The organism is Sphingobium sp. SYK-6, from assembly GCF_000283515.1.
Taxonomy (GTDB): Bacteria; Pseudomonadota; Alphaproteobacteria; order Sphingomonadales; family Sphingomonadaceae; genus Sphingobium; species Sphingobium lignivorans.
This window is the reverse complement of sequence record NC_015976.1, coordinates 683,526-696,313: the sequence shown is the minus strand read 5'-3', so window position 1 is coordinate 696,313 and position 12,788 is coordinate 683,526. Positions and strand designations below refer to the sequence as shown.

Below are 12,788 nucleotides of genomic sequence, written 5' to 3'. Positions count from 1 at the left end.
CGCCGTGCGAGGCCGCGCCTCTCCTGACCCGCCAGCAGCCCGGCGCGCCTCCGCGCCGCCGGGCGCCTCATCGCGGAGAGCCGGACCATGATCGCCGACATCATCGCCTGGTGCCTTGCGGCCGTGCCGCTCGCCTTGCTGATCGTGCTCGCGATCGAGCTGCTGGCCGGCATCCTCGCGCGGCCCGCCCGTCCGGCCGCGCCGGACAGCGGCCGGCCGCGCGCCGCCATCCTGATGCCCGCGCATGACGAGGCCGGCGGCATCGCGGCGACGATCGAGCGGCTGCGGCCGGCGCTGGACGAGACCATCCGCCTCATCGTCACTGCCGACAACTGCACGGACGACACGGCGCGGATCGCCCGCGCGGCAGGCGCCACGGTGCTCGAACGGCACGACGCGGCGCGGCGCGGCAAGGGCCATGCGCTCGCCTTCGGCCGCGACCATCTGCGCGCCGACCCGCCGGACTGCGTCGTCGTACTGGACGCCGACTGCGAGATCGGCCGCGACGACCTGCGCCGGCTCATCGACAGCGCGGCGCGCAGCGGCCGGCCGGTGCAGAGCTGCTATCTGCTGCGATCACGCCCCGGCGACAGCGCGATGACGCAGATCTCCAATTTCGCCTTCCTCATCAAGAACCGGGTGCGCCAGCGCGGCGCCGCCAGCCTCGGCGCGCCGGCCATTCTGGGCGGGACGGGCATGGCCTTTCCATGGCCGCTGATGGCGGACGCGCCGTTGGCAACGAGCCATCTGGTCGAGGATCTCGTGCTCGGCATCGATTTCGCGCGCCGGGGGCATGCGCCGGCCTATCTGGAGCAGGCGACGACCTGGAGCGACCCGGCCAGCCAGAAGGACACGCTGACCCAGCGCACCCGCTGGGAACATGGCTATATCCAGACCGCGCTGCGGCAGGGCCTGCCCCTGTTCGCCGAAGGGATCGGCAAGCTGCGGCCGGGGCTTGCCTGGTTCGGCCTCAGCCTGATGGTGCCGCCCCTGGCGCTGCTGATGAGCGCCAGCCTCGCCGCGCTCGTCGCCACGACCGTGCTCGCCCTGATCGGCGCGAGCCCGGTGCCCGCATTCGCTCTCGGCTGCGCGCTCGCCCTGACGGCGCTGCTGCTGATGCTCGGCTGGGCCCGGGACGGACGCCAGGCCGTGAGCGCCGCGACCCTCGCGCGCATTCCGCTCTACCTCGCCTGGAAAATCCCCGTCTACCTGCGCCTCGCACGCGGCGGCGAGACCCGCTGGGTGCGCACAAAGCGCGCCGGGGAGGAGTAGGGGCGGGGGCTGGGTGAGAGGGCGCGGGGTTGTGCTCCCGGCAGCGTGGACCAATTCCGAGCAAGGGGTTTTGGTTGTAACACCGAAGAAGTCGCAGAAAACTGCGAATGTCCGCTTTCAGGGCAGTCGGCTCGCAGGGGTTTTGGCGTAAATGGGGTGGTGAGGGGACGGTCTGCTATCAAACTTGAAAAAGGAAATAGCGGCCATTTATTCGACGTAGAGATCAACCATTGCGCGCCGCTTGGACGTATCAGTAAGGATCGTCAGAGTGCCCCCGTGCGGCGCATCGCGTGGCGTCGCAATGTAGATTGTCGCGATAGGAAAGTTCTCGCCAGTTTTCGGGCCACAACAATAATCATGGGCCATACCGGCATCAGCCTTATCGACACAAAGACTACTTTGTCCAGTTCGGCAAACCGGTGGCACCTGAAATTTGTGTCCCGACATTAATTTGGAGAAATCGTCAGGCTCTACTTCAAACGAGCACCGCTCAAGGACATCGGTGACGCCAAAGCTGGTACAATCGACTCCTCTGATGGATTGCGGCAACTTCTCTAAGTTCAGCATCGTTGCCACATGGTGGCGATCGTCCCAACGCCAGACGAACACAGCTAACGCGCCAACAGCACCTATTAGCGCAAGGCCTATCAGACTGCGGCGAAGTAGCGTCATCATTGTGTCTGCAATGACCGCTATTAGGCAGTAAATTGCAAGCGGGGAATGACCAGAAAGTCGTCGTGTCCTGACAGGCCGCTTTTGAGGTCTCGCCCCTCATTTCTGCCATAGGGCTCTGTGCTTTTGACCATGTTTCCTAGACCAATGTGGAAATCGTGGTGCACCCTATCTCGTTATTCACGATGTCATCCCGGACTCGATCCGGGATCCAGCTGCCTTGAATCTCGCTAGGCCCAGCAGGTTTGAGAAACAGGAAGAAGCGGGATCCCGGATCGAGTCCGGGATGACGGCGGAAAATGGCTGAAAAGCGCGCCTTCTGGCTCCATCGAAGGCCGGGAATTTGGTCGCGTCGCCTGGGCGCGCGTTGAAAGCGCGGACCGGGACTGCGGTGTCAGCGGTCGTCCTTCGCGGTTTCGTCGTCATGATATCGCGAGGGTTCAGCTGGATTCCCGCATTCGCGGGAATGACGAAGAGGGGGCCGCGATATCGGGGAGGCCGTGGCGGCCGGGCCTGCCGCTTGCGGGCGCAGCGCGCGAGGGGCGCCCTTCCGCCCCCGCCCTGCCCCATCACCCCGATGCAGGCAGTTTCCGCTTGCATCGCTGGCGCGAAGCCGCCCTATTGCCGGCCGCGCCGGTGACAGGGCAGCTGCGGGGAGGACAGATTTGGACGATGGCATCGACAACCCGGCGCGTGGCTGGGGCGGCTTCTTCCTGATCCTGCTCTCGCTGGTGGTCGAGGGTTTCGACCTGCAGGCCGCCAATTTCGCGGCGCCTTCCATCCTCGAGCATTTCGGCGTCACGCGCACGGAAATCGGGCCGCTGCTTTCCGCGAGCCTGGTCGGCGTGCTGATCGGCGCGGTGCTGATCGGGCCGCTCGGCGACCGCATCGGGCGGCGCACGATCCTCATCACCTGCTGCTTCACATATGGGCTGATCTCGCTGGCGGCGGCCTTTGCCACCAGCATCACGCAGCTCATGGCGCTGCGCTTCCTCATCGGCGTGGGGCTGGGCGCGGTGCTGCCCAATGCGCTCGCGCTGGCGGGCGAACTCGCGCCGCGCAAATATCTTGCCCGGGCGACTGCGCTGGTCGGCATCGGCATCACCTTCGGCGGGGTGCTGGCCGGCGCCGTCGCCGCGTCGTTCCTGCCGACCCATGGCTGGCCGAGCCTGTTCATCGCGGGCGGACTGCTGCCGATCGCCATCGCGGTGCTGCTCTGGATCGGCCTGCCGGAAAGCCCGGCGCTGCGGCAGCGCGGCGGGGAAGCGCATCGCACCTCCGGCGTCGGCGCCATCCTCGCGCCGGAATATCGCGCGCGCACCATCGTCATCTGGATCGTCTTCGCGCTCGTCCTCATGGTCGTCTATCTGCTGACGGGCTGGATTCCGCTGCTGGTCAAGGATCAGGGCTATTCCACGGCGACGGCCTCCTGGATCGCCACGGCATCGCATGCCGGGGGCGTGCTGGGCGGCGTGATGGCCAGCCTGCTGCTGGTGCGCCGCAGCTGGTCCGTCGTCGCGCTGTTCGCGGGCATGGCGGCCGCGGCGCTGGCGCTCATCACCCTGCGCGACTGGGGGATCGTCGGCCTCTCGCTGCTGCTGGTGCTGGTCGGCCTGTTCAGCACGGGCACCCAGAACGGCCTCAACGGATCGTGCGGCGCGACCTACCCCGCCGCGATGCGCGCCTCCGGGCTGGGCTGGGCACTCGGCATGGGGCGGATCGGCTCCATCGCCGGGCCACTGGTGGGATCGCTTGCCATCCTGCTGGGCCTCGCCGCGCCGCGCCATTTCTTCATCCTGCCGGTTGTGCCGTTGCTGATCGCCTGCGCCCTCGCGATCTGGCTGGCGCGCCGCACCGCCGCGCTGCCGCCCGAGCCGGCGGGCGCTCCCGATCCCATCCCTCACGGAGACACACCATGACCAAGATGCGCAAGATCGCCACCGAGGAAGCCTGGACCATCCCCGAAGTCGCCGCCGCGCTGCGCGATGTCTCGCGCGGGCCGTCGCAGAGCCTCGACAAGCTGCTCGTCGGCGGCATCTACGATCCGCCGGCGGACGCATCGGGCTATTCGGCGATGAACTTCCTCGACGGCCTGCTCGACATCGAGGAGAAGCGCCTGCCGGAAATGGACGCGCTGGGCGTCGACATGCACCTGCTTTCGCTCACCGCGCCGGGCGTGCAGATGTTCGATGCCGATACCGCGACGGACCTTGCCGCGCTTGCCAACGATCGGCTGGCGGAGGTCTGCCGCAAGCGCCCGGACCGCTTCTCCGGGCTCGCCAGCTTCGCGCCGCAAAGCCCGAAGCGCGCGGCGAAGGAAATGGAGCGCGCGATCAACGAGCTGAAGCTCAACGGCTTCATCCTCAACAGCCACACCCATGGCGAGTATCTGGACGATCCGAAATACTGGCCGTGCCTCGAGGCGGCCGAAGCGCTCGACGCCTGCATCTACATCCACCCGCGCGCCGCATCGGACACGCTCAAGGGCCCGTTGCAGGACTATGGCATGGACAGCGCCATGTGGGGCTATGGCGTGGAAGTGGGCACCCATGTGGTGCGCATGATGGCCGGCGGCGTGTTCGATGCCTTCCCCAGGCTCAAGATCTGCATCGGCCATATGGGCGAGGCCATCCCCTTCTGGATCTGGCGCATCAATTTCATGAACAGCCGCGCGCAGAAGATCGGCCGCGCGCCCAAGACGAAGCTCAGCATCGCGGAATATTTCCAGCAGAACTTCGTCGTCACCACCAGCGGTGTCGAGGACCCGCTGGCGCTGCGCTACACGATCGACAAGATCGGCATCGACAATGTGCTCTGGTCGATCGACTATCCCTATCAGCCGCAAAAGCCGGCCGTGGATTTTATGGACGCCGCGCCGGTCACGGAGGCGGAACGCCACGCGCTCTACCATGGCAATGCCGAGCGCATCTTCCACATCGCCCCGCTGGCGGACTGAGCGGAGACCGGGGGCGCGCTAGACACCGGCGCCCGCCCCCGGCCGACGGCAGCGGCGACATCTGCAGAACGGTCCGTCGAGACCGGAGACGAAAAGAGGAGAGAGAGACATGACCGGCCCCGGCACGGAAGACCGCCTCGCCATCTTCGAGCTTTACGCCCGCTACAGCTGGGCGCTCGATACCGGCGATACGGACGGCTATGTCGCCCTGTTCACCGAGGATTGCGAAGCGACCGAGGAAGCCAGCGACGGCACGCTCGAGGTGCTCAAGGGCAAGGCGGACATTCACCGGCTCGTCCTCAAATTCCATGACCGGCCGGACTTCCCCGGCCACCAGCACCAGATGGCGCAGTTCCTGTTCGAGGCCGATCCGGATGGGCGACCCGATCACTGGGTGGTGCGCTCCTACGCCTGGGCGACCATCAATCACCCGCCCGCACCGCCGCATCTCCACTGGTGCGGCCATGTCCGCGACGTGGTCGCGAAAGTGGACGGGCAATGGCTGATCCGCTCCAAGGACATCATGGGCTGGGCGGGGAAGGTGCTGGAGCGCTTCGAGACGCGTGAAGGCTGATGCCTCCAGCGCTGGCGGCGGGCAGGTTGACGGACTTTGAGAGGCGGAGCGAGAAGCCCTTTTCAGCCATTTTTCCTTTGTCATCCCGGACTCAATCGGCGTTTATCCCCTTCGCATACTGAATTGACGAAAAGGGCCGTTACGACATAGCTTCCTTGCAGGGGGAAGTATGGAAATCTCATACGAAGAGGGGGCCGGAAAGGACGAAATCGTCCTTCATTTTGAGTTGGCTCCCGGCCAGTTCGCAGACACGAAGATTGTAGCGGAAGCCCTCATTCGTTGGGCTGAACTGGTAGAGGCAGCGGTAAAGGCGATCGAGCCGGCGGGGACCGTGGAACTCGAAATTATCGGCAACGAGCGCGGTAGTCTTCGCTTCCCACAGATCATCAAATTCATTGAGCAGGGCATCGCGGACGTGGATGCCGCTTGGCAGCAGTATCCATATATTCGGAAGGCGGTCATCGGCTCAGCGCACGTTCTGGCCACAGGCGTGGTCGGCGGCCTGATTGCGGCATCATTGGCGCCAGAAGTGCAGAAAGTAGAACTCACAGAGGGTGGGCAAGCAGCGAAATCTGAAATGGAAGCGAAAATCAGCGAGTCGACTTCCGTCCAGACTGCGAGCCGGAAGTTCTATCAAATCGTCGAGAGAGACCCCGCCATTACAGGTGTGGGTGTCGCGCAATCGCGAGAAGAGGAGCCTGTAATCGTCCCCCGGTCCGAGTTTCATGCAAGAAGCGGACTTTGGTCGATTGAGGAAGATCCAGCTCCAGCACACGAGAAGATCGACGAGTGGGACGTTGTGCTACTTCGCGCGCCGTTTTCACACAAACGCTTGCCGTGGCAGTTTTCGCGTGACGGCCTCACTTTCAGCGCGCTTATGGACGATGCGCAGTTCCTGCTTGCTGTGAAAGAAGGCCGCGTGCCTATCAATCTCCAGGAAGGCGTCGTGATGAGAATCCGCCTCGCCTATTCAGAGCGGTTAGAAGGCCAAGTGTGGAAGACCGAACCGAAAAGCCGCCGTGTCGTGAAGGTGATATCACCTACGCCTTTGCCGCCGAAGCCTTGATCCGATCACCCACGATACGCCCAATAGGCCGCACAGGCTAATCGCCGAGGCCGCTATCATCACGCCGAGAGATATGCGGGCAAAACTAGCTAAGCCAATGATCGTCGCGGCCAGCACGACAAGGCCAGTGATCCATTCTCTGGTTGTTTCTCGTGATTTTTCTTTGTGCGACATGGCCCACCGGTTCCGTTAGAATCGCATGATGACCACGCTTAAGCAAGCCCGCGAGGCCGGGAAAATAGACCAGTTCGTCAAAGTGATGACGAGATATTCGTGAATGACGCGATAGGGTACGCCGCGATGGCCTTGGAATTCGTCCTCACCGCGTAGGGCACCATACGGGACGGGCAAGCCTGCGCCTGCGCTTCCCGATGGAAGGCCATCCGGGCCCGCTGCGCATTTCATGCGATGAAATAGCCTCTCAAAGCCGGGCGGGCGTGCTTATCCCGCAGGGTTCCTAGGGATTCCGTGCCCCGGCGGCAGGCGCCCGACACAATCGTCCTGACCATTGAACGCTTCTGTCCCACTGTGGCCGACCCATGCCGGCCGGCGACCCGGGCGCATGCCGGCCCCGGGCTGGACAGTCATCCTGAGCAACGATACGACATCGCAAAAATTGAGGTTATCAACGATTGTAGCCCGAAGGAGAGGACGGCACCGGAACCCGGCGGCGAGGCATATTCATTCCGCGTGAACCATGCGGACGGCGCCGGGGCGAGTCCCCTGCCCGACCGCTCGATCCTCCGGTTTCCAAAGCCATTTCCCCCTCATCCTTCCCGGCATGATCGGGCCGGCCGGCGCATGTGCCGGCCGGTCACGGAACAAGAGTCCGAACGAGAACAGAGGGAGAGACGATCATGAGACGTGAATTGCGCGCACTGCTGCTGACCGGCACGATGTCCGCCAGCGCCATTTTCGCCGCGCCGGCACTGGCGCAGGAACCGCAGGAAGCGCAGGCCGACACCGCCGGGCAAAACGAAGCCATCGTCATCACCGGCTCGCGCATCGCGCGGCGGGACTATTCAGCGAACAGCCCGATCGTCACCGTGGGCTCGGAGCTGCTGGAGACCTCCACGTCCGCGGCCATCGAGACCAGCCTCAACAAGCTGCCGCAATTCACCCCGGCCCAGACGCCGGCGCTGGGCGGCGACATCCAGGCGACCGCCACCAACACGCCCGGCGCGGCCAGCGTCTCGCTGCGGGGCCTTGGCGCCAATCGCAATCTCGTGCTGCTCGACGGACGCCGCGCGACGCCGGGCAACGCCAACATGGTGGTGGACATCAATTCCATTCCCTCGGCCGCGATCGAGCGCGTCGAGATCATCACCGGCGGCGCATCGGCAACCTATGGCGCGGACGCAGTGGGCGGCGTCGTCAACTTCATCCTGAAGAAGAATTTCCAGGGCCTGCAGCTCGATGGCCGGATGGGCATTTCCCAGCGCGGCGACGGGCAGGAATATACCATCAACGGCATCATGGGCACCGACTTCGCCGATGGCCGGGGCAACATCAGCATCGCGATGGAAACCAACGACCGCTCGTCGTCCAAGCGGGTCGACCGCAAGTGGTTCCGCGATTTCTATTCGGACCCCGACACCGTCGGAAACCAGAACTTCTCCGATTATCCCAGCTACATCCCGGGCGTGAACCGACCCTCGCAAGCCGTGATGAACAGCATCTTCTCCGGCCGGAACGTGGCGCAGTTCCCCAATTATCCGACGACCGGCACGCTTTGGTTCAACACCAACGGGACCGTCTTCGGCGGCATCAACAATTTCGCGACCCGGGCCGGGGCCTATCGCTATGCGGGGGCCTACGGGCCGGGGTTCAAGGAGAACAGCCTCGGCTTCCTCGGCGAGAATTTCCTCGAGGACCAGCTCGTCCTGCCGCTCAACCGCTTCAATCTCTACGCGCGCGGCAATTTCGAGATCACCGACTGGGTGAGCCTGACCGCACAGGGCTATTTCAACAAGACCTCCACCCGCACCATCCAGCAGCGCGCGGGCGCCGTGAACGGCTGGAGCGCCAACATCCCCATCACGCACGAGGTGCCCGCCGAGCTGCGCGCCATCCTCGCCAGCCGCACGCCCGCGCCCGGCACCTCCGCACAGGCGCTGGCGAACCTCAATTGCCCGGAAGCCAGTCCGCTGGTCCCCGGATCGGCCGCCAATTGCGACTGGCAGCTCAACCAGTATCCGCTCGACGTGCCTCGCTCCGTGAATGCGGACGTCTATACCTACCAGATGCTCGTCGCGCTGGAAGGCCGGGTGCCGGGCACCGACTGGACCTGGGACATTTCCGGCTCGCAGGGCGAATCCGAGACCAGCTTCCTCTCCTCCGGCTTCGTCTCGCTGGAGCGCTATCGCACGGTCATCACCGCGCCCAACTGGGGTGCCGGCTTCTCCGCGCAGGGCAATCAGAGCCAGGGCGGCTTCGGCGCGTCCCGCGCGACCTGCACGAGCGGCCTCAACCCCTTCGACAACATCGCCACCAGCCAGGACTGCCTCGACGCCATCTCGGCGGACGTGAAGTCCCGCTCGGTGATGCAGCAGACCAACTGGGAAGCGAATGCACAGGGCTCGCTGGTGGCATTGCCGGCAGGCGACCTGCGCGCGGCGGTCGGCGCATCCTACCGGCGCAACCGCTTCACCTTCACCAATGATACGCTTTCCACGCAGGGCCAGTCCTTCCTCGACCAGGTGGCGGGCCTTTATCCGAGCGGCAACTCGAAGGGCTCGATCACGGTCAAGGAGCTCTATGGCGAGCTGCTGGTGCCGCTGCTCTCCGACCTGCCGCTCATCCGCAAGCTGGAGCTGGAGCTCGGCGCCCGCACCTCCGACTATGACACGACCGGCAATGCCTTCACCTGGAAAGCGATGGCGGACTGGGAAGTCACCGACTGGCTGCGCGTGCGCGGCGGCTACAACCGGGCGGTGCGCGCGCCCAATATCGCCGAGCTGTTCCAGGCCCCGCAGCAATCCTTCGTGAGCCTCAATCGCGGCGATGCCTGCTCCAGCACCAACAATCTGCTGGCTTATGGTGCCGGCCCCGCCAACACCACCAACCGTGCCGCCGTGCGCGCGCTGTGCGAAACGCTGATGAACGCGATCGACCCGACGACGGCCGACCAGTTCTACAGCGGCACGCAGGTCTCGGGCGCGACGACCGGCTTCGCGACCTCCACCGGCAATCTCGCCATCAAGCCGGAAATCGCGAAGACCTGGACGGTGGGCGCCGTGATCGCCTCGCCGGTGCAATCCCCCTGGCTCAGCGGGATGCGCCTCTCGGTCGATTACTACAACATCCAGATCGACGACGCGATCGGCGCGGAGACCGGGGACTTCATCCAGCAGAAATGCTTCGACGTGGCGTTCAACCCGACACTCGACCCGAACAGCGCGGCGTGCGAGGCAGTGGTGCGCAATGTCGGCATCGGTACCATCGGCAATCTCGTCGGCCAGTACCAGAATTTCGGCCGCATCAAGACCTCGGGCGTGGATACCCAGCTCGACTGGACGATCGACCTGCAGGATGCGGGCATCGGCCTTCCGGGCCGGTTCGGCATCACGACCGTCTTCAATTACCTGATCTCGCTCAAGTCCGCGAACTTCCCGACCAACCCGATGGACGAGTTCGCCGGGACGCTGGGCACGGTCCAGAACGGCCTGAACGCGGGCGGCGCCTATCGGTGGAAGCTGTTCAACACCTTCAGCTATGCGCTCGACAGCGTCCGCATCGCCCTGCAATGGTCGCATCTGCCGGCGACCCGGGCCTCGGCCGCGGCGACCAACCCGGACACCACCCTCTTCGGCGCGCCGGCTTATGATCTCTTCCACCTGAACGGCAGCATCTCGATCACGCGCAATGCGACGATCCGCTTCGGCATCGACAATCTGTTCGACAAGGCGCCGCCGCTCATCAACTACAACACCGCGCCGAACGCCGCGAATGGCGAGTTGCGCGGCGGCGCGCTGGGCGCGCCCAGTTCCACCGCCGCCGGCCAGGATTACGACCTGATCGGCCGTCGCTTCGCCATTGGCGCCAACTTCAAGTTCTGAAGGCGAGCGCCCCCTCCTCCCTTGCCGGCCTCCCCTCGGGGAGGCCTTCTTTTTTGCCTCGCCCGCCGTGCGGGAATCAGGCCCTGTCGCGCGGTGCCGCCATCAGGGCACCATAAGCGCGCCGGAGGAGCGCGATGAGCGTCTCCAGCTCCACCGCGCTCAGTTCGTCGCGGATCGGGCGCTCGACAGCCGTGCCGCACCCGACCATCTCCGTCATCAGCGCCTCGCCTTCCGGCGTGAGGCTGAGGCTGTTGCGGCGGCGATCGGTCGTGGAACGGGTGCGGCGCGCCAGCCCCCGCTGTTCCAGCTCGTCGATGATCGCCACCATCGCGGAATCGTCCATGGCGACTTCCCGGGCGAGCTCGGACTGGGAACAGCCCGGATTGCCCCGGATGAGCACCATCACCGACAAGGCGCCGGAGCGAAGGTCGAAGGGCGCGTAGGCCTCGACGATCCGGGTCACCAGCTCGTTGCGCAACAGGCGCACATTGGTGCCGACCGCGCTCGAGAGCGGGCCCCAGTTCATCCGCTCGGCAATCGCCGCCGCGTCCCTCGCCTGCGCATTCTCGCTCATGTCGTCCCGTCTTTCGCTCGCGTTGCCCGAGCCGCTCTCTTGGCGGATAGAGTGGATAATATCAACTATTGTGTCGAACAACGAATGATCCTGCCCCCGTCATTCGAAGAACGCGATGCTGCGCAGCTCGATGCTTTCGCGCGGATGGGCGCCGGGCAGGCTGTCGTCCCAGAAAGCGGTGTGCGGCGTGCGCCAGCCGACGCTGCGATCGCTGTCGTGGAACTTGAAGAGCAGCGCCTCGTCCCGCGTCATGCCCGAGAAATACCACCAGCGATGCGCCGGATTGTGGCGGAAGATCGCCGCCGCCATCTGGCCGTCATCGTCCATCGGCGCGAACATCGCATCGCCCTGCGGAATCTCGTCGACCACCCAGAGGACATTGGGCGTGCCTTCGTCATCGCTGACGCTGCGCGCGTCACACAGCGCCAGCGGGCAATCCTGCGGCGGCGGCGAGAAAGTGCGCCAGAAGCTGGAGATGATGAAGCGGCGAAAGCCCGGCCCGCCCGGACGGACGCGATCATAAGTCCGGCGGGCGGCGGCAAGCTGCCGGCTGGGCTCTGTGTCGACATGGACTTCGCCCGCCGGGGGCTGGACGCCGCCCTGGTGCCGATAGGGCTGGTCCCTCTTCTTCTGGCGGCTGGCGACCTCGCCGGACGTGCGGATCATCCAGCCCATCGGCACGACCAGATCGGCGCCGAAGGCCTCGCGCACATAGCCCTCCACCTCGGCGGGATAGACGCGGTCGATCTCCGCCGTATCCGAGAAATCGCGCACCTGCGTCGGCGCATCGAGGAGGCGGAAGCCCTGCCGGTCGAAGGAGAAATGATCGCGAATGGCGCGCCCGTCGCGAATGGTGGTGACGAAGGGCCCGTAGCGCCCGGTATTCACCTCGACGCCCGCCGAAACGAACCGCCGGTTGATGTCCGGACCGGGCAGCAGATAGTTCAGCGCCGCCTCGACACTGCGCACGCTCTCCTCGATGTCGATCTGCCGGACGGCCATGCTCTCTCCTTCACTCTGCTTGTCGCGCGATCATAGCCAAAGGCGGATATCCTCACAAACGCCTGTTGCGGGTGTCGGTGCGCGACCCGATATCGGCCGGGTCCATGACAAATGAAGGGGATTTCGCATGAAGGGATATGTCGACGACATCGAGAAGGCGACCGAGGAGAACGAGGATTTCCGCCGCGTGCTCTACACCGGCCACAATCTCCAGCTCGTGGTCATGGCCATCCGGCCGGGCGAGGAGATCGGCGAGGAAGTGCATGACGATCGCGACCAGTTCTTCCGCTTCGAGGCGGGCGAAGGCGAAGTCTGGATCGACGGCGTGTGCCACAAGGTGAAGGCCGATGACGGCGTGATCGTGCCGCAGGGCGCGCGGCACAATGTCATCTGCACCGGCACGGAGCCGCTCAAGCTCTACACCATCTACGGGCCGCCGGAACATCTCGACGGGACCGTCCACAAGAGCTGCGCCGACGCGCAGCAGGCCCATGAGCATTTTGACGGCCGCACGACCGAGTGAGTTCGCGACATCGCGCTGCCGGCGGCGCATGACCGCCGGCAGCGCCGCATTTCACTGCCCGGCATCCTGACCGGATATCCGCCTCGCGGCT

General features: G+C 65.2%; 10 protein-coding genes. 7 read left to right on the top strand and 3 right to left on the bottom strand.

The window, feature by feature from the left end; genetic code table 11:
• Nucleotides 1-87: 87 nt before the first annotated feature.
• Nucleotides 88-1,272, top strand: coding sequence for a glycosyltransferase family 2 protein (locus tag SLG_RS03265; protein WP_014074991.1), 1,185 nt, complete (start codon nucleotides 88-90; stop codon nucleotides 1,270-1,272).
• Nucleotides 1,273-1,479: 207 nt separating this feature from the next.
• Here the strand turns inward: SLG_RS03265 and SLG_RS21230 are convergent, their stop codons facing one another.
• Nucleotides 1,480-1,947, bottom strand: coding sequence for a hypothetical protein (locus tag SLG_RS21230; RefSeq protein ID WP_148276473.1), 468 nt, complete (start codon nucleotides 1,945-1,947; stop codon nucleotides 1,480-1,482).
• Between the two features lie 662 nt (nucleotides 1,948-2,609).
• Here SLG_RS21230 and SLG_RS03260 point away from each other — a divergent pair.
• The 5 genes from SLG_RS03260 (at nucleotide 2,610) to SLG_RS03240 (ending at nucleotide 10,598) form a co-directional block, all read left to right on the top strand.
• Nucleotides 2,610-3,863, top strand: coding sequence for an MFS transporter (locus SLG_RS03260; RefSeq protein WP_014074990.1), 1,254 nt, complete (start codon nucleotides 2,610-2,612; stop codon nucleotides 3,861-3,863).
• On the top strand, nucleotides 3,860-4,900 hold the full coding sequence (locus tag SLG_RS03255) for an amidohydrolase family protein (protein WP_014074989.1): 1,041 nt from the start codon (nucleotides 3,860-3,862) through the stop codon (nucleotides 4,898-4,900). The genes SLG_RS03260 and SLG_RS03255 overlap by 4 nt, the downstream gene beginning before the upstream one ends.
• Before the next feature lie 109 nt (nucleotides 4,901-5,009).
• The gene (locus SLG_RS20225) at nucleotides 5,010-5,474 is read left to right on the top strand and encodes a nuclear transport factor 2 family protein (RefSeq protein ID WP_014074988.1); all 465 of its coding nucleotides are present in this window, start codon (nucleotides 5,010-5,012) and stop codon (nucleotides 5,472-5,474) included.
• 169 nt (nucleotides 5,475-5,643) lie between these two features.
• Nucleotides 5,644-6,540, top strand: a complete 897-nt coding sequence (locus tag SLG_RS03245) for a hypothetical protein (protein WP_014074987.1) — start codon at nucleotides 5,644-5,646, stop codon at nucleotides 6,538-6,540.
• Between the two features lie 857 nt (nucleotides 6,541-7,397).
• Nucleotides 7,398-10,598, top strand: a complete 3,201-nt coding sequence (locus SLG_RS03240; protein ID WP_014074986.1) for a TonB-dependent receptor plug domain-containing protein — start codon at nucleotides 7,398-7,400, stop codon at nucleotides 10,596-10,598.
• Between the two features lie 76 nt (nucleotides 10,599-10,674).
• Here the strand turns inward: SLG_RS03240 and SLG_RS03235 are convergent, their stop codons facing one another.
• Entirely contained in the window at nucleotides 10,675-11,172 is a 498-nt protein-coding gene (locus SLG_RS03235; RefSeq protein ID WP_014074985.1) for a MarR family winged helix-turn-helix transcriptional regulator, read from the bottom strand.
• Between the two features lie 99 nt (nucleotides 11,173-11,271).
• Nucleotides 11,272-12,174, bottom strand: a complete 903-nt coding sequence (locus SLG_RS03230) for a CmcJ/NvfI family oxidoreductase (RefSeq protein WP_014074984.1) — start codon at nucleotides 12,172-12,174, stop codon at nucleotides 11,272-11,274.
• Nucleotides 12,175-12,301: 127 nt separating this feature from the next.
• Here SLG_RS03230 and SLG_RS03225 point away from each other — a divergent pair, with 127 nt between their 5' ends.
• Nucleotides 12,302-12,697 (top strand): cupin domain-containing protein, encoded by a 396-nt coding sequence (locus SLG_RS03225; protein ID WP_014074983.1) that lies wholly within the window; start codon nucleotides 12,302-12,304, stop codon nucleotides 12,695-12,697.
• The last annotated feature ends 91 nt before the right edge of the window (nucleotides 12,698-12,788 follow it).